General features: G+C 75.0%; 16 protein-coding genes. 8 read left to right on the top strand and 8 right to left on the bottom strand.

Annotation, left to right across the window (positions count from 1 at the left end):
- Positions 1 to 3: 3 nt before the first annotated feature.
- A complete protein-coding gene (locus tag ACIQZO_RS02400; protein ID WP_403618757.1) occupies positions 4 to 768 on the bottom strand; it encodes a hypothetical protein in 765 nt (254 codons plus the stop codon).
- 161 nt (positions 769 to 929) lie between these two features.
- Here ACIQZO_RS02400 and ACIQZO_RS02405 point away from each other — a divergent pair, with 161 nt between their 5' ends.
- The 3 genes from ACIQZO_RS02405 to ACIQZO_RS02415 all read left to right on the top strand — a co-directional run bounded on the left by ACIQZO_RS02405 (position 930) and on the right by ACIQZO_RS02415 (position 5,630).
- The gene (locus ACIQZO_RS02405) at positions 930 to 1,520 is read left to right on the top strand and encodes a hypothetical protein (RefSeq protein ID WP_403618760.1); all 591 of its coding nucleotides are present in this window, start codon (positions 930 to 932) and stop codon (positions 1,518 to 1,520) included.
- A 79-nt stretch (positions 1,521 to 1,599) separates the two neighbouring features.
- Positions 1,600 to 4,428 carry an SNF2-related protein gene (locus tag ACIQZO_RS02410; protein WP_403618763.1) on the top strand — a complete coding sequence of 943 codons (2,829 nt, stop codon included), beginning with the start codon at positions 1,600 to 1,602 and terminating at the stop codon, positions 4,426 to 4,428.
- Positions 4,425 to 5,630 (top strand): SWIM zinc finger family protein, encoded by a 1,206-nt coding sequence (locus ACIQZO_RS02415; RefSeq protein WP_403618766.1) that lies wholly within the window; start codon positions 4,425 to 4,427, stop codon positions 5,628 to 5,630. The genes ACIQZO_RS02410 and ACIQZO_RS02415 overlap by 4 nt, the downstream gene beginning before the upstream one ends.
- Here ACIQZO_RS02415 and ACIQZO_RS02420 read toward each other — a convergent pair.
- On the bottom strand, positions 5,611 to 6,159 hold the full coding sequence (locus tag ACIQZO_RS02420; protein WP_403618769.1) for a hypothetical protein: 549 nt from the start codon (positions 6,157 to 6,159) through the stop codon (positions 5,611 to 5,613). The two genes, ACIQZO_RS02415 and ACIQZO_RS02420, sit on opposite strands and share 20 nt — an antisense overlap.
- Positions 6,160 to 6,322: 163 nt before the next feature.
- Between ACIQZO_RS02420 and ACIQZO_RS02425 the strand changes: the two genes are divergently transcribed.
- Positions 6,323 to 6,991 (top strand): chaplin, encoded by a 669-nt coding sequence (locus tag ACIQZO_RS02425; RefSeq protein ID WP_403618771.1) that lies wholly within the window; start codon positions 6,323 to 6,325, stop codon positions 6,989 to 6,991.
- Here ACIQZO_RS02425 and ACIQZO_RS02430 read toward each other — a convergent pair.
- On the bottom strand, positions 6,984 to 7,694 hold the full coding sequence (locus tag ACIQZO_RS02430) for a DUF2293 domain-containing protein (RefSeq protein ID WP_403618774.1): 711 nt from the start codon (positions 7,692 to 7,694) through the stop codon (positions 6,984 to 6,986). The two genes, ACIQZO_RS02425 and ACIQZO_RS02430, sit on opposite strands and share 8 nt — an antisense overlap.
- 139 nt (positions 7,695 to 7,833) lie before the next feature.
- On the opposite strand from ACIQZO_RS02430, the gene ACIQZO_RS02435 reads away from it, so the two are divergent.
- A complete protein-coding gene (locus tag ACIQZO_RS02435) occupies positions 7,834 to 8,205 on the top strand; it encodes a cupin domain-containing protein (RefSeq protein ID WP_403618777.1) in 372 nt (123 codons plus the stop codon).
- A gap of 44 nt (positions 8,206 to 8,249) precedes the next feature.
- Here the strand turns inward: ACIQZO_RS02435 and ACIQZO_RS02440 are convergent, their stop codons facing one another.
- Positions 8,250 to 9,695: a WGR domain-containing protein gene (locus tag ACIQZO_RS02440; RefSeq protein WP_403618780.1), complete on the bottom strand. Its 1,446-nt coding sequence runs from the start codon at positions 9,693 to 9,695 to the stop codon at positions 8,250 to 8,252.
- Between the two features lie 93 nt (positions 9,696 to 9,788).
- On the opposite strand from ACIQZO_RS02440, the gene ACIQZO_RS02445 reads away from it, so the two are divergent.
- The gene (locus ACIQZO_RS02445) at positions 9,789 to 10,436 is read left to right on the top strand and encodes a uridine kinase (protein WP_403618782.1); all 648 of its coding nucleotides are present in this window, start codon (positions 9,789 to 9,791) and stop codon (positions 10,434 to 10,436) included.
- 69 nt (positions 10,437 to 10,505) lie between these two features.
- Here the strand turns inward: ACIQZO_RS02445 and ACIQZO_RS02450 are convergent, their stop codons facing one another.
- Together ACIQZO_RS02450 and ACIQZO_RS02455 are read right to left on the bottom strand one after the other, a co-directional pair.
- On the bottom strand, positions 10,506 to 11,405 hold the full coding sequence (locus ACIQZO_RS02450) for a carbohydrate kinase family protein (RefSeq protein ID WP_403618785.1): 900 nt from the start codon (positions 11,403 to 11,405) through the stop codon (positions 10,506 to 10,508).
- Entirely contained in the window at positions 11,402 to 12,346 is a 945-nt protein-coding gene (locus ACIQZO_RS02455; protein WP_403618788.1) for a pseudouridine-5'-phosphate glycosidase, read from the bottom strand. Before ACIQZO_RS02455 ends, ACIQZO_RS02450 begins: the two co-directional genes overlap by 4 nt.
- An 82-nt stretch (positions 12,347 to 12,428) precedes the next feature.
- Here ACIQZO_RS02455 and ACIQZO_RS02460 point away from each other — a divergent pair, with 82 nt between their 5' ends.
- Together ACIQZO_RS02460 and ACIQZO_RS02465 are read left to right on the top strand one after the other, a co-directional pair.
- The gene (locus tag ACIQZO_RS02460) at positions 12,429 to 13,199 is read left to right on the top strand and encodes a class I SAM-dependent methyltransferase (RefSeq protein ID WP_403618791.1); all 771 of its coding nucleotides are present in this window, start codon (positions 12,429 to 12,431) and stop codon (positions 13,197 to 13,199) included.
- 129 nt (positions 13,200 to 13,328) lie between these two features.
- On the top strand, positions 13,329 to 13,709 hold the full coding sequence (locus ACIQZO_RS02465) for a cupin domain-containing protein (protein ID WP_403618794.1): 381 nt from the start codon (positions 13,329 to 13,331) through the stop codon (positions 13,707 to 13,709).
- Here ACIQZO_RS02465 and ACIQZO_RS02470 read toward each other — a convergent pair.
- The gene (locus ACIQZO_RS02470) at positions 13,699 to 14,919 is read right to left on the bottom strand and encodes an MFS transporter (protein WP_403619240.1); all 1,221 of its coding nucleotides are present in this window, start codon (positions 14,917 to 14,919) and stop codon (positions 13,699 to 13,701) included. The two genes, ACIQZO_RS02465 and ACIQZO_RS02470, sit on opposite strands and share 11 nt — an antisense overlap.
- A 304-nt stretch (positions 14,920 to 15,223) precedes the next feature.
- On the bottom strand, positions 15,224 to 15,796 hold the full coding sequence (locus ACIQZO_RS02475; protein WP_403618796.1) for a methylated-DNA--[protein]-cysteine S-methyltransferase: 573 nt from the start codon (positions 15,794 to 15,796) through the stop codon (positions 15,224 to 15,226).
- Between the last annotated feature and the right edge of the window lie 31 nt (positions 15,797 to 15,827).

Consider the following 15,827-nt stretch of genomic DNA (forward strand, 5'->3'; position numbering starts at 1 on the left):
CGGCTACGGGTTGAGCTTGTTCACAGCCCTGGTGGTCGTCTTCTTGAAGCCGGCGACCGGCGCGTGGGACAGGCCGCCCATCTCGCCCCACTGCACGACGGTCACGGTGGAGCCGTCGCGCCCGATTCCGAACAGGTGCACCCCGGGCTCGGACTCGGGCATCGAGGTGTGGACCCCGTAGACGTGCGCGCCCTCCTCGACGGGGAGCGTGCCGTAGTCCTGCCAGGAGGCGGTGCCGCCCGGGGTGGTCCGCAGCCAGTCGGCGGCGCATGCGGCCACCTTGCGCTCCAGGGCGCCGGCGAGCCTGGCCGCCGCAGAGGGCGAGGAGGAGCGTACGGAGACCTGCACGGCGCCGGTGTCGTACTCGGTGCCGAAGGCGCGGTGCCAGCTGCCCGCGGCCGGCAGCACACCGTCCAGGCAGAACGGCGCGGACTCGGGCAGGCCCTTGGTGACCGCGCCCGCGTACCAGGGCGAGGTGGCGTGCGGCGGAAGGTCGGCCCCGGCCAGGAAGCCGGGGGCGGCCGCGGCCGCGGCCGCGGCGGAGGTGGAGGCGGTCAGGACGAGGGCGGCTGCCGCCGCGACGAGGGCGGTGGCGAGCGGTGGCCCGCCGGGTCCGGTACCGGCGGCGGGCGGCCGTGGTCGCCGCGGCCGGGGTGACGGCCGGCGCGGTGGCCGTGGCGCTGCTGGCGGCGGCCGGTCCCGACTCCCGCACGCCGCGCACGGGCGGCGGTACGGGGCCGGGCGCGACCCCTCCCGTCGCGTTGGCACCGGCTGCGCCGGGCGCACCGGAGCCGGACCGGACGCCACCGGTCGAGCCGGCCGGGTCGACGGCCCCGGCGGACGGATCGGCCCCGGCGTCCGTCCCGTCCTCCGGGGCGCCGTCGGCGTCGCCCCCGGGCCGGGCCCCGGCCGTGCCCCTGAAGGCGGCGGTGCGCTCGCATGTGTGGACCGCGGGCTGTGACCACGCCTACCTGTCCGAGCGCGGGCCCGGGTCGGTGGCCCCGCCGCCGGTGGAGGCGGACGCGCCCGCTTGGGCGTCGGCCCAGCGCGCCGTGCACGCCGGGTCGCAGATCGTGGAGGTCACCCTGCACGGCACGGGCGCCGGCGCCGTGGTCCTGGAGGACCTGGAGGTATGGGTGGCAGCCCGCCGTAAGCCGCCGGCCTGGAACGTGTACCAGATGTCGCAGGGCTGCGGCGGCGGGCTCACCCCGGCCGTCTTCGCCGTCAACCTGGACGCGCCGCGCCCGCTGGCCCGGCCCGTCGCCGGGAACGACGGCGGCAGCCCGCTGCCCGCCCCCGTCCTCCCCCTGCGCGTCTCGGCGGCCGAGCCGGTCGTCCTGCGGGTGGAGGCGGCGACCACGGGATGCGACTGCGACTGGTCCCTCGATCTGCGCTGGACCGGCCCGTCCGGCTCGGGCACCCTGCGCATCGACGACAACGGACGGCCGCTGCGCACGAGCGCCGCGACCGGTCGGCCGGTGTACGGATACGCGCTCGAGCAGGGCCACTGGGGCCGCTGAACCGCAGGTCAGAAGGCGTTGTCGGTGGCCGCGCCTAGACTCGTCGACACAGGGACGCACCGACGGGGAGGGGAACACCGTGACACCGCAACCGCAGGCCACCGCACTGCTGCGGCACGCTGCTGTCTTCCTGCCCGCCGCCGTCCCCCGGGAGGGGCGCGTCGTCTTCTGGGCGCCCGACGGGGACGCCCTGCCGGAGGCGGGCGAGCCCGGGCCGCTCACCCTCGTACGCCCGCACGGCGACGGGGTCCGCAGCCGGACCGTGCCCGCGGTGGCCTTCTCCGTCAGCGCCGCCCTGCCCCTGCTCGCGCAGGCGCCCCGCAGTCCCGCCGCGCATCCCGCCACCCGTGCCTGGGGCACCGCCGCCCGGCAGGCGCTCACCCTCACCGCCCGGGGCCGGCTCCTTCCCGGACTCACCCCCGAGGGCGTCGACGCCTGGCGGGCCGGGCCGCTCGACGCCGCCGACATCGACCACCTCCGCGCGATCGCCGCCGCGCTGCCGCACGAGGGGTACGCGACCCCCTTGGCCGGCCGCCGCCCGCTCCAGCTGCCCGAACCGGAGGCACTGGTCCGCGCGTTCCTCGACGCGGTCGCCGACAGCCTGCCCCGGACCCCGGCCGCCGCCGTGGCCGCCGGGCGGCCGTTCGCCGCGCGGGAGCCGCAGCGGGTGCCCGGGATACAGGACTGGGCCGCGCAAGTGGCCGCCGGAGCCGACACCGGGGTCGGGGTCTCGCTCCGGCTCGACCTGTCCTCCTTCCGCCTCTTCGACGAGGCCGAGGAGGACGACATCCGCCGGGCCGGAGCCGCCGTCGTCCAGGTCCACAGCCTCGCCGATCCGACCCTGGTCACCGATGCCGGGCAGCTGTGGGCGGGCACCGCGGCGGCCGGCTTCGGCCCGCGCGCCAGGATCGACGCCGTGCTCGCGCTGCGCCGGGCCGCCCGGGTCTGGCCGCCGCTGCTGCGCCTGCTCGACCAGCCCGTGCCGGACGCCCTGGCCCTGTCCGACCCGGAACTGGAGGGCCTGCTCGGGATGGCGGCGAGCCGGCTGGCGGCCGCCGGGGTCCTGGTCCACTGGCCGCGCGAGCTGGCCCGTACGCTGTCGGCGACCGCCGTCGTACGGTCCACCGCGCCCGGGTCCGCCACCGACGGCACGGCCTTCTTCGACGCCGAACACCTCTTCGCCTTCTCCTGGGAGCTGGCGCTGGGCGGCGACCGGCTCACCCCCGGGGAGATGGACGCGCTGGCCCAGGCGCACCGGCCGGTCGTCCGGCTGCGGGACCAGTGGGTGCGGGTCGATCCGGAGCTGGTGCGCAAGGCGCGCAAGCGGGAGCTGGGCGTGCTGGATCCGGTGGACGCGCTGGCCACCGTACTGACGGGGACGGCCGAGGTCGACGGAGCGCCCGTCGAGGCGGTTCCGGTGGGGGCGCTGGCCGCCCTGCGGGACCGGCTGACGGGGGAGCAGGCTCCGCTGCCGCAGCCCGCCGCGCTCAAGGCCACCCTGCGCGACTACCAAGCGCGAGGCCTGGCCTGGCTGGACCTGATGACCTCCCTCGGCCTCGGCGGCTGCCTCGCCGACGACATGGGCCTGGGCAAGACCGTCACGCTGATCGCGCTGCACCTGCACCGGGACCGGCCGGAGCCGACGCTCGTCGTGTGCCCCGCGTCCCTCCTCGGCAACTGGCAGCGCGAGATCGAGAAATTCGCCCCCGGCACACCCGTGCGCCGCTTCCACGGCGGCAGCCGCAGCATCGAGGACCTGACGTCGTGTGCGGGCGGGTTCGTCCTCACCACGTACGGGACGATGCGCGCCAGTGCCGCACTGCTCGCCGAACAGAGCTGGGGCATGGTCGTCGCCGACGAGGCGCAGCACGTCAAGAACCCGCATTCGGCGACGGCGAAGGCGCTGCGCACGGTTCCGGCGCCGGCCCGGGTGGCGCTGACCGGCACCCCGGTGGAGAACAACCTCTCCGAGCTGTGGGCGCTCCTCGACTGGACCACGCCGGGGCTGCTGGGTCCGCTGACGGCTTTCCGGGCCCGTCACGCCCGCCCGGTGGAGCACCAGCAGGAGGAGGACGGCGGCAATGAGGCGGCGGTCGCCCGGCTGTCCGCGCTCGTGCGGCCGTTCCTGCTGCGCCGCAAGAAGTCCGACCCGGGCATCGTGCCCGAGCTGCCGCCGAAGACCGAGACCGACCATCCGGTGTCCCTCACCCGCGAGCAGGCCTCGCTGTACCAGGCCGCGGTGGACGAGGCGATGGCCGTGATCGAGTCGAGCGAGGGCATGGAACGGCGCGGCATGATCATGAAGTTGCTGGCCTCGCTCAAACAGATCTGCAACCACCCCGCCCAGTACCTGAAGGAGGAGCAGCCCCGGATCGCGCACCGCTCCGGGAAACTCGCCCTGCTGGACGAGCTGCTGGACACGATCCTGGCGGAGGGCGGCTCGGTGCTGGTCTTCACCCAGTACGTGACGATGGCCCGCCTGATCGAACGGCACCTCCAGGCCCGCGGGATCGCCTCGCAGCTGCTGCACGGTGGGACGCCGGTGCCGCGCCGCGAGGAGCTCGTGGACCGTTTCCAGGCGGGCGAGGTCCCCGTCTTCCTGCTGTCCCTGAAGGCCGCCGGCACCGGCCTGAACCTCACCCGGGCGGGACACGTCGTCCACTTCGACCGCTGGTGGAACCCGGCCGTCGAGGATCAGGCCACCGACCGGGCCTACCGCATCGGCCAGACCCAGCCCGTCCAGGTCCACCGGATCATCGCCGAAGGCACCGTCGAGGACCGGATCGCCGAGATGCTGGAGGCGAAGCGGGCCCTGGCGGAAGCCGTCCTGGGCTCCGGGGAGTCGGCGCTGACCGAGCTGACCGACCGCGAGCTGGCCGATCTCGTCTCGCTGCGGAGGCCCGGATGATCATTGCGCGGGACGACCGCCGCCGTACCTTCGAGACCGTGCCCGCCGGGGCCGAGGCGGTCAGCTGGTGGGGCCGGGCCTGGGTGTCGGCGCTGGAGGAGGTCTCCCACGACGCGGCCCGCCTGGGCCGCGGCCGTGCGTACGCCGAGGAGGGGCACGTCGACGCGGTCACCGTCACTCCCGGCCGGATCGTGGCCTACGTCCGGGGCAGCCGGCCCCGCCCGTACCGCACCGAGCTGACCCTGCCCGCCTTCGCGGACCCGGAGTGGGAGGAACTGCTGGAGGCGGTCGCGGCCGAACCCGCCGCGCTCGCCGCCCTGCTGGAGCGGGAGGTCCCGCAGTCGCTCGCGGGGGCCGTCCTGCCCGGCGCGGGCGAACTCGTCCCGCACTGCTCCTGCCCGGACTTCGGGCGTCCGCCGTGCAAGCACGCCGCGGCCCTCTGCTACCGCGCGGCCCGTCTCCTGGACGAGGACCCCTTCGTCCTGCTGCTCCTGCGCGGCCGCGGGGAGCGGGAACTCCTCGACGAGCTCACCCGCCGCAACGCCGCCCACGCGGCGCGCGAACAACCCGACACGGCGCCCGGCTTTCCCGGTGTCCCGGCCCGGGCGGCGCTCGCCCGCACGGGTCTGCCGCCGCTGCCCGCGCCGTTGCCCGCGCCCGCCGCCGTGGGCCTGCCGCCCGCCTACCCGGCCGACCCGGCGGCCCCGGACCCGCTGGCGCTCGACCAGCTCGCCTCCGACGCGGCCGCCCGCGCCCTCGCGCTGCTGATCACCGGCGAGGATCCGATCGCGGGGCTCACCCTCTGGCAGGACGCGGTCCGGCTGGCCTCCGCGCACCCCACGGCAGGCCTGACAGGAGCGGCCCGCAGCCTCTACCGGGAGCTGGCCCGGGCCACCGGCCGCAGCACGACCGACCTCGCCCGGGCGGCGGCGGCCTGGCGCCAGGGCGGCCGTGCCGCTCTCGCCGCCCTCGAAGAGCCCTGGGATCCGCCGGCCGGCCCCTTCGACCGGGCCCGCCCGGCCCTGCTCGCCGCCGGCCAGGGCTCCTTCCGGCCCGACCGCAACCGCCTGACGATCCACGCCCGTCAGCTCCGCCTCGGCCGCGAGGGCCTCTGGTACTGCTACGAGGACCGCCTGGGGGACAACGACTGGTGGCCGCTCGGCAGGCCCGCCCCGGACCCGGTCAGCGCGCTGCTGGGCTGATGCCCTCCGCCCAGCGGGTCAGGGTGGTGAAATCGCGGTCGCGCAGGCCGTGGCGCGGGTGGATGCGCAGCAGGAGGGCCGGGGCCGGATGGTGCTCGGTGACCCAGGCCCGGTCGCGGGGGGTGATCATGTCGTCGACCCAGGCGAAGGGGCGGCCGGCGGCCCAGTCGCGCAGGTGGCGGGTCTTCCACGAGAGGCCGTCGGGGTCCTCGGCGAACAGTTCGGGCCACTCGACGACGGACAGGTCGCCCGGCAGCCCGATGTGCGGGGAGATCATCGTGTTGGCCTGGTGCGTCCAGGCGGTGGCCCAGGTGAGTTCGAAGGGCAGGGCCAGCAGCCGGGCGCCGTGGGAGGGGTGGAGGCGCACCCGCGCACCGCGCCGGGCGCGGCGGGACTCCGGGTCGCGGTAGGAGAGCCAGACGTCCGGCCACATCCGGTGGCTCCGGTATCCGCGCAGGCCGGCGAGGGGGGAGCGGAACGGGTTGAGGGGGCCGTCCACGTCGAGGAGGAGCAGCGGGCGATGCGTCATGAAGTACCCAGTACCCAGTACACGATTGAGTGAAATGCCTACCGCCTCTATAACCCAAATGGGGTCAGAGCGTTGTTTCCGGTGCGGGGACGTTACCCGCGAACTTCTCCGGAAGGCAGGAAAACTGATGCGTCACAGTCGTCGGAATGGCTTGATCGCGGCGGTGGTTGCGGGAGGCGGACTGGCGGTCGCGGGTGTGGGCGGGTTCGCCCACGCCGACGCGGACGCGGGAGGCCGGGCCGAGCGCTCGCCGGGGCTGCTGTCCGGAAATCTCGTACAACTGCCGGTGAACGTCCCGGTGAACGCGTGCGGGAACACCGTGAGCGTGGTCGGCGTGCTCAACTCGGCTGCCGGGAACCGCTGTAGCAACGAGGCGCCGGGAGGTGGCGGCGCGCAGTCCGGTCCGGGCTCCGCGCATTCCTCGCAGTCGGCCGGCGGAAACAGCGGCGGAGCCACCGCTGAGGGTCGCGGAAAGGATTCTCCGGGAGTGCTCTCCGGCAACGGGCTCCAGCTCCCCATCGACCTCCCGCTGAACATCAGCGGCAACGCGGTGAGCGTCGTCGGCATCGGGAACTCCTCGCACGGCAACACGTCCGTCAACGGCGAGGAGCCCACGGGTGGCAAGCCCGTCCAGCCGCCCGTCGTCGTCGAGGAGCCGGTGATCACGCCCACGGCCGAGCCCCCCGCCCCGCTCCCGGTGCGGCCCGCCCCGCCGCGGCACAGTGAGGCGCTCGCCCACACCGGGTCCGACGGCGTCGGCTACCTGCTGCCCAGTGGCGGCGCGCTGCTCCTCGGCGGTGTTCTCCTCTACCGTCGCTTCCGCCTCAACTGAGCGGATCGGCAGACAGGTCGGGAGCGGGGGAGGGCGCGAACCCGCGCCCCCGGGCCGGAGTGCGCCACCCGTCCAGGATCGCGTCGATCCGCGGGGCCAGCCGGGCACGGGCCGCGAACCGGGGGACTCCCGCCATCAACAGGGCGTCGTACTCGGTGTCGGTGTGCCGCACCGCCGCGCGTACCGCGACCGAGACCGCCAGTTCGTCGAGGGCGCGCCCGGCCGCGGTACGGCCCACCCGGCCGCTGCCGCGCACCGAGGCGTGCGTGGCGATCGCCACCGCCCGGTCGACCGGACACCCGGGGAACAGCCGCACGATCTCGGCGGCGAAGGCCGCCGTGAACCGGGTGTCCTCGACCGCGCGGCGGCGCCGGTCCCGCTCCCTGCGGCGTGCCCGCGCCTCGGAGTCCGCGAGGCAGGCGCGCTCGGCGCGCGCCAGCGCCGCCTCCTCGACGAGGAGCCCCAGCCGCTCGTACCGGTGTCGGCGCTTGTTGAAGCGGACGACGACGGCGCACAGCGCACTGCCTTCACGGGAACGGCGGGTGAGCGCCGTGTCCCCCCGCGGCAGATAGACGAGATGGCCGAGATCCGTACAGTCCAGGCAGCGCGGGATGCCCGACTCGCGCACGAGGTGCCGGAGCGGGCCCTGCCGGCAGTCGGCGCAGTGGATCTGCTTCAACGACTCAAAAACCACCAGGCTCATGATGGTGTGATACCGCTGTATGACCCTCATATCACCTGGTGAAGAAGGCATGTTGATGTTTCTCCGACTGTTCCTCGATGGCCGGAGACCCTCTTACCGTGGAGCGGTGGACCGCTGAGGGTCCCGCCGAGGAGGGCACATGGGTGGGCGGCAGATGATGACGGACAGGCCGGGCGGGGCATGCGTCGCCACGCTCGCGACTGGCCGGGAGATAGTCATCCCGCCGGGCGGCTGCACCGGCTGGCACTTTCACCGGGTGCGGCTCGACGCGGTGGTCCTGGCGGGCACCCTGACCCGGGTCCTGCACGACCGCACCGTGGAGGTGCACACGGCCGGAACCACCTTCGTGGAACCCGCGGGCATCGGGCACATCCACCTGGGCCACAACCTCGGCACCGAGCCGGTCGTGCTCCACGTGACCCCCGCGCTCCCGGAAGGGACGCCCTTCTCGATACCCACCCCGGCCCCGCCGGGTGTCACGGCAGTGGTTTGCGGGCAGCACACCCCCTGAACCCGGCCCGGCCACGCCCCGCCGGCCAGCAGGCAGGCGCGGACTCAGACCAGTCGGCGTATCTCCCCGCGGACCCGGTAGAAGCCGCCCGAAGCGGCGTGCAGCCCGTCCACCACGTACCGGGCGCCGGCCTCGCGTATCCCGCGCGGGAACTGCACGTTCCACGAGGATTCGAAGCCGCCCGAGACGACCTGGACCCGCATCCGGCCGCCCTCCTGGACGCACTCCACGACCACGCCGCCCGCCGGGGCCGCGGCCATCGAGACCGTCGCCACCGCCGAGGCCGACACGGCCGGGGTGAACACCGGCAGCGCCTCCGCCGACTTCACGTCCATCGGCGCGGGCACCGTGCCCTGCTGGGCCGCCGCGATGGCCTGCTCGGTCGCGTCCACGCAGACCAGCGACCCGTCGGTGGTGACCAGGTACAGCCGCCCGTCGAGGTACTGCATGGACAGCGCCGAGCCGCCGCCCGTCCCGAGCTTCCACAGCCGCCGGCCGTCGGCGTCGAAGCAGTAGACCGAGGAGGAGGAGTCGCCGGCGAAGACGTGCCGGCCGTCGGGTGAGGTCGCGCAGGAGTACACCGCCGCGTCGCACGCGTAGGAGGCCTCCACCGCCCCCGTCGCCTTCGACAGCCGCTGCACGGTGTTGCGGACCGTACCCGCATACACCGCGTGGTCCTCCTGCCAGCCGAACAGCACCCCGCCCGGGGTCCTGGTGTGCCACAGCTGCCCGCTGCCGTCTGCCGCGTAGGCCGTGACACCGCCGCTGTGCCCGTGGAAGACCGCCCGCTCGTCCGCCCGGACCATCCAGGCGCCGTTGCCCGCGGACTTCCGCGACCACTGGTGCTCGTCCTCGTGGTCGATGACGGTCAGGCCGCCGTTCGCGTCGGAGACGTTCAGCACGCCCTCGTGGATGTCGAGCCAGTAGATGTCCACGTCCGCCGCGATCGCGTAGGCCCCGAAGGGGACCTTCGACGACAGGTCGTACACCGTGCCGTCGTCACAGCCCGCGTATATCCAGAACTCGTCCGCCACCAGGCACTTCACCCCGTCCGGCAGCGAATACCGGGCCAGCACCTCACCGCCGTGGCTCAGCGTGTAGACGTCGCCCGCCTGGTTGCCGACCCAGCACCGGTCCTCGTCGACATGGATGCCGAAGGCCGAGGAGCCGGTACGGAAACGCCACAGCACCGGAGCCACCGCCCGCGCCGTCGACGGGGCCGAGGCCACCTGGCGGCGCGTCACCGACCGGGCGGCGCGCTGCCCCCGTACGGCCGGGGCGTACCCCTTGCGCACCTTCTCGCCGATCTTCTTGGCGGCGGCCGCCCGGGCCTTCTCGGTGGTCGGGAACGAGGAGTTCTGCAGCTGGCCGTCCGCGCCGATGCGCCCGTACCGCACGGACACGGCCGTGCCGTCCACGGTCACCTCGTAGAACTTGTGCGCCCCGCCGTCGTCCTGCGACAGCTCCAGATACGTCGTCTCCCGAGCCATGACAAACCCCTCCCCACAGGCAGGGCCGCCGACTTCCTTCCGGCCGGTGATCCCTCGTGAAAAAAGCTACGGCCCACCACTGACAATGGGCCGGTGCAGTGGGAAGCGATCACATGGCAGCGGATGGCCGAGCGGCTCGCCGGTCACCTCGACGACCCCGAGAACGCCCCTGATCAGGGCAGTTGGCAGCGGGTGGGCTTGGATGGAGCCCCCGCGGCCGAGACCGGCGTGCTCGCCGGTCACCTCGCCGACGCGCTGCGGCAGCGCGGGCGCCCCTGTCTGGTGGTAGCGGTCGACGGCTTCCTGCGGCCGGCCTCCCTGCGCTTCGAGTTCGGCCGCCAGGACGTGGACTCCTACCTCGGCGGCTGGTACGACACGGCCGCGCTCTGGCGGGAGGTGTTCGGCCCGAGCGACCCCGGCGGCACCGGCCGGGTGCTGCCGGACCTCTGGGACCCGGTGACCGACCGGGCGACCCGCAGCCCGTACGCCGAACTCCAGCCCGGCGGCGTGCTGATCGTGCACGGCCCGCTGCTGCTGGGCCACTGGTTCCCCTTCGACCTGAGCGTCCACATCCGGCTCTCGGAGGGAGCCCTGGCCCGCCGCACGGAGGCGTCGACGCGCTGGACGCTGCCCGCCTTCGCGCGCTACGAGGCCGACACCGACCCGGCGTCGGCCGCCGACACGGTGGTCCGTGCCGACGACCCCCGCCATCCCGCCTGGACGGGCATCCGGAGCCGCTGACGGACTGCCCCCGACACCGGCATCGGCACCGACAACCCCCCGCCCCCGGCCCGCCCCGACGCCACCCCGCTACGGCCGGCCGCCCGGCCGGGTCACCGCCAGAGCCGCCGCCCGGCACCCGGCGCGGGCGGCCTCCGCCGGGTCCGCGCCGTCCAGCCGCGCGGCGAGGAAGCCCCCGGTGAAGGCGTCCCCGGCGCCCGTGGAGTCCACCGCTTCGGCCGGCTCCGCCTCGACCTCGGCGGTGATCCGGCCGCCTTCGGCGATCAGCGCCCCGGCCGCGCCGCGGGTCACCACCACCAGCGGCACCCGCCGGCTGAGCGCCGCGGCCGCCCGCGCCACCCCCGCCGGCTCCGGCAGCCCGGCCAGCAGCCGGGCCTCGTCCTCGTTGGGCAGCAGTACGCCCGCCCCCGCCACGGCGTCCATGAAGCGCTGCGGTCCCAGAGCGGCCAGGAATCCGGCCGAGGCGGGGTCCACGCTCACCGGCACCCCGTGGGTCCGGGCCGCCCGCAGCGCGACCATGGCCAGCTCCCGGCTGCTGTCGGCGAAGAACAGATAACCGGACAGGTGGAGATGGGCCGCCCCGTCCAGCAGGGAAGGGGACCAGTCGGCGGGGCACAGCCGCAGCGAGGCCCCGCTGTCCGTCAGGAACGTCCGCTCCGCGTCCTTGCCGACCAGCGCCACCACCGTCCCGGTCGGCTCCTGGGTGTCGATCACCAGTCGCGGCCGCACCCCCGCGTCCACCAGCGCCCGCTCGTGCCAGCGCGCCGACTCGGCGCCCACCCGCGCCAGGAGGCGCACCTCCGCGGTCCCCGTACGAGCGGCCCAGCAGGCCGCGTTGGCCCCGGCGCCGCCCGGCAGGGTCCGGATGCGGGCCGTCGTGTCGGTGGCCGGTGCCAGTGGCTCCGGATGGATGGCCACCACGTCCGTCACCACGTCCCCGACGACCAGCAGCGCCCCCGGACCGGTCATGCCCGCGCCGCCCAGGCCCCCGCGATCCGCGCCCCGAGCCGAACGTTTCCGCGGACCGCGGCCAGGTTCGCCTCCAGCGAGGCGCCGTCCGTCGCCCGCACCAGGAACCCCAGCAGGAACGGGCTCACCGCCTGCCCCGTGATCCCGCGCTCGCGGCACTCGGCGAGCGCCTGCGCCAGCACCCGGTCGTGCAGCTCCGGATCCAGCTGCTGCTCCCGCGCCACCGGATTGGCCACCAGCAGCGCCGACTCCGGCCCGCCCAGCACGTCCTGAGCGGCCATCACCGCCGCCACCTCCTCGGGCCGGTGCACGGTCCAGTCCACCGGTTCGCCGGAGTCGGCCAGGTAGAAGCCGGGGAAGCGGTCGGTCCCGTAGCCGAGCACCCCCACCCCCAGCGTCTCCAGCCGCTGGAGCGTGCCGGGCACGTCCAGGATCGACTTCACCCCGGCGCACACCACGGTGATCCGCGTCCGCGCCAGCAGCGCCAGGTCCGCCGACTCGTCCTGCGTCTCGGCCCACTCCCGGTGCACTCCGCCCAGCCCGCCCGTGGCGAAGACCCGCAGGCCCGCCCGGGCCGCGAGGAAAGCCGTCGCCGACACCGTCGTCGCCCCGGTCGCCCCCGACGCGAGCGCGGGCGCCAGGTCCCGGTGACCGAGCTTGCGCACGCCCTCGCCGGCCGCGATCCGCTCCAGCTGATCCTTGTCCAGACCCGCGTACGCCACCCCGTCCAGGACCGCGACCGTCGCCGGAACCGCGCCCTCCGCGCGGACCAGAGCCTCCAGTTCGAGGCCCACCGCCAGATTGCGGGGGCGGGGCAGACCGTGCGCGATGATCGTCGACTCCAGGGCCACCACGGGCTTCCCCCGGGCGAGTGCCTCGCGTACCTCCGCCGACAGGACCGGTCCACCGGACAGGGGCGCATCTGCTCTGTGCTGTGACATGTCCCCATCCATGGCACGGGATTGACACCCCCAAACGCCCACCCGCCACACCCGCCCCAACCTGTCCGAGTAGCGTTCCCCCATGGACACGCGCGGCTTCTACGACGAGCTGGCCGGCCGGTACGACCTCATCTACGCGGACTGGGCCGCGAGTACCGCCCGCCAGGGCCGGGCCCTCGACGCCCTGCTCACCGCCGCTCTGGGACCGGGACCGCACACGGTGCTCGACAACGCCTGCGGCATCGGAACCCAGTCCCTGGGCCTCGCGGCGCTGGGCCACCGGGTCATCGGGACCGACCTCAGCCCCGCCTCCGCGGCCCGGGCCGCCCGCGAGGCGGCGCAGCGCGGGCTCGCCCTGCCCGTCGCCGTCGCCGACATGCGGGCCCTGCCCTTCGCGGACGCCTCCTTCGACGCCGTGGTCTGCGCCGACAACGCGCTGCCGCACCTGCTGACCGCACGGGACGTGGGCACGGCCCTGGCCGAAACCCTGCGGGTGCTGCGCCCGGGCGGGCTGCTGCTGCTCTCCACCCGTCCGTACGGGGAGCTGCGCCGGACCCGCCCGCAGAGCGATCCCCCGCATGTCCACACCGGCCCCGAGGGGCGGACGGTGACCTTCCAGCTGTGGCACTGGCACGCCGACGGGGAGCGGTACGACGTGGAGCTCTTCCAGCTGCTGCCGACCGGCGACACCTGGACCACGCGGACGTCGAGCGCGACGTACTGGGCGCTGCCGGAGGAGGAGACGGCCGGGTACGCCCGGCGGGCCGGGTTCGCCGACCCGCTCTGGCGGGGGCCGGCGGACACCGGCTTCCCTCAGCCGCTGCTCGCCGCCAGGCGGCCGGCCGCGCAGTGAGGGGCGGCCGGCGGGCGGTCGGCGGGTGGTGGGCCGGCCGGGAGCTGGACAGGGTGACTCGTCCGGCGGGCCGTTCCTGGACGCTGTGGTCACCGCGGCGCGCGGTGGGCCGCACTAGGCTGGCGCGCCATGAGCACCAGCGATCACTCCGCCGTCCCCGCCCCTGCGCCCGCTTCCTTCTCCGTCTCCGTCGCGGACGTCGAGCTGGAGGCCGACGACCTCGACCCCGGGCAGATCGTCTCCGGGGACCCCGTCGTGACGGGCAAGGTGCTGTGGGAATCCGCGGACGGCAAGCAGGTGCGCGGGATCTGGCAGATCACCCCCGGCGTGGTCACCGACATCGAGGCCAACGAGCTCTTCGTGGTGGTCAGCGGCCGCGCCACCGTCGAGGTCGAGGGCGGCGAGACCCTGGAGGTCGCACCCGGCTCCGCCTGCGTGCTGCGTGAGGGCGACCGGACGACCTGGACCGTGCACGAGACGCTGCGCAAGGCCTACCACATCAGCTACTGACGGCCCCCTTGGCGGGCGCGGCCGGGGGCACCGGGTGGCGGCGCGAGGTGAACAGCGCGAGCGCGGCCATCGGCAGCAGCAGCGCGGCGCCGACGGCGTTCAGCCAGCCGTAGCCCGCCTGGGACATGATCAGCCCGGCGGCCGCTCCGCCCAGGCCCGCGGCCGTGTTCATCGTGAGGTCGCCCAGTCCCTGTACGGCGGCCCGCGCGGGCTGCGGCACCGAGTCCGTCAGCAGGGCCGAACCGGCCACCATTCCGGCGGACCAGCCGAGGCCGAGCAGGAAGAGGCCGAGCGCGCTCCGGCCGTGGTCGCCCCCGGCCGTTCCGGCGAGCAGCGCGGCGACCGACAGGAGGCCGGCGGCCAGTCCGATCACGGAGAGCCGGCCGAGCCGGTCCGCGAGCCAGCCCATCACGGGGGAGAAGGCGAACATGCCGGCGATATGACCGCTGATCACCAGCCCGATGAGTTCCAGGCCGGCGCCGTGGTGACTCAGGTCCATCGGGGTCATCACCATGATCGAGACCATGGTGGTGTGGGACACGGCGACGGTGAGGAGGGCGAGCCGGGCCCGCGGAGAGGCTTTCACCGCGGCGAAACCGGCCCGCAGCGAGCGCCCTTCGCGGGTCTGCTCCTCGGGCGCGGCCAGCGCCCGGGCCGTCAGCAGCGGGTCGGGGCGCAGGAGCACGCCGATCAGCGTGCCGGTGAGCAGGAAGACGACGGCGGCCCAGACGAACGGGCCGGCCGTCGCGGGTATCGCGGTGCCGGCGAAACTGCGGCTGGCCGGCGCGGACAGGTTGGGGCCGAGCACCGCGCCGACGGTCGAGGCCCACACCACGACCGAGATGGCCCGCGCGCGGTGGTCCGGGGCCGCGAGGTCCGCGGCGGCGAAGCGGGCCTGCAGGTTGGCCGAGGAGGCGGCGCCGAAGGCGGCCATGCCGAGCAGCAGCAGCGGGAAGTTCCCGATGGTGGCGGCGAGGACGACCAGGCCCGCTCCGGCGGCGCCGATCGCGTACGCCAGGACCAGCCCGGGACGGCGGCCGCGCGCGTTCATCAGCGCGGCGAGCGGCAGTGAGACCACGGCGGTCCCGATCACCGCGGCGGTGGAGGCGACGCCGGACAGCGCCTCGGTTCCGCTGACCTCGGTGGCGAGTACGGGGGCCAGGGCGATGCTGATCGGCACGCCGAGGCCGCCGAGCACCTGGCCGGCCATGAGGACCCGGGAGGTGCGCCGCTGCAGCCGGGCCAGCTCGGACGGACCGAGGGGCCGCGGGGGCGCGGGCACGGGCCGGTCGGTGCCGGGCGAGGCGGTCACGGCGTACACCGGCTTCGCGGGTGCGTGACACGGGGCGCGGGGAGCGCGGGGAGGCCGGGTGCGGCGGCAGGAGTAGTCACCGCCGCAGTGTGCCAGTCCTTACCGCCCGGCGGAACCGTACCGGAGCCGGGCCATTTCCGGTACGGCTCCGAGCGGGTGCGCGGCCGGCTCCGCACAGCTCTTGCGCAGGTCAGGGCCCCGCTCAGAACAGCGGCTGCGGGAGCACTCCCTCCAGCGCCAGCAGCTGCCGCTTGGTCTCCACCCCGCCGCCGAATCCCCCGATGCCCCCGTCGTTCTCCACGACCCGGTGACAGGCCACCACCAGCGGCAGCGGATTCGACCCCATGGCGTTGCCCACGGCCTGGGCGGCGCCGGGCTGTCCGACGCGGGCGGCCAGCTCCCCGTAGCCGACGACCGATCCGTAGGCCACGGAGCGGTCCAGCTCCTGGAGCACCTGCCGGTTGAAGCCGGAGCTGAGGCGCCAGTCCAGCGGCAGCTCGAAGCGCCGCAGCGAACCGGCGAAGTACGCGGTGAGCTGGCGTATCGGCTCGGCCAGCAGCTCTTCCCCGCCCGGTGCGGGCCGCAGGGCGTCGGCGCCGAGCCGGGAGACGAGCGGGCCGATCATCCGGTCGACCCGGTCCGGCTCGGCATGGAACTCGACCCGGACCAGACCCTCGGGGGTCGCGGCCAGGAGCAGAGGCCCGCCGAGGACACCGTCGCCGGCGATGACGGTCCATTCGAGGTGCGGCCCGCGGGGGCGCTCGGTGCTGTCCACGGGTCCACGGTACGGCCAGCCGCAGACAGTG

The sequence above is a fragment of the Streptomyces sp. NPDC097617 genome (assembly GCF_044761485.1).
In the GTDB taxonomy this organism is placed as follows: domain Bacteria; phylum Actinomycetota; class Actinomycetes; order Streptomycetales; family Streptomycetaceae; genus Streptomyces.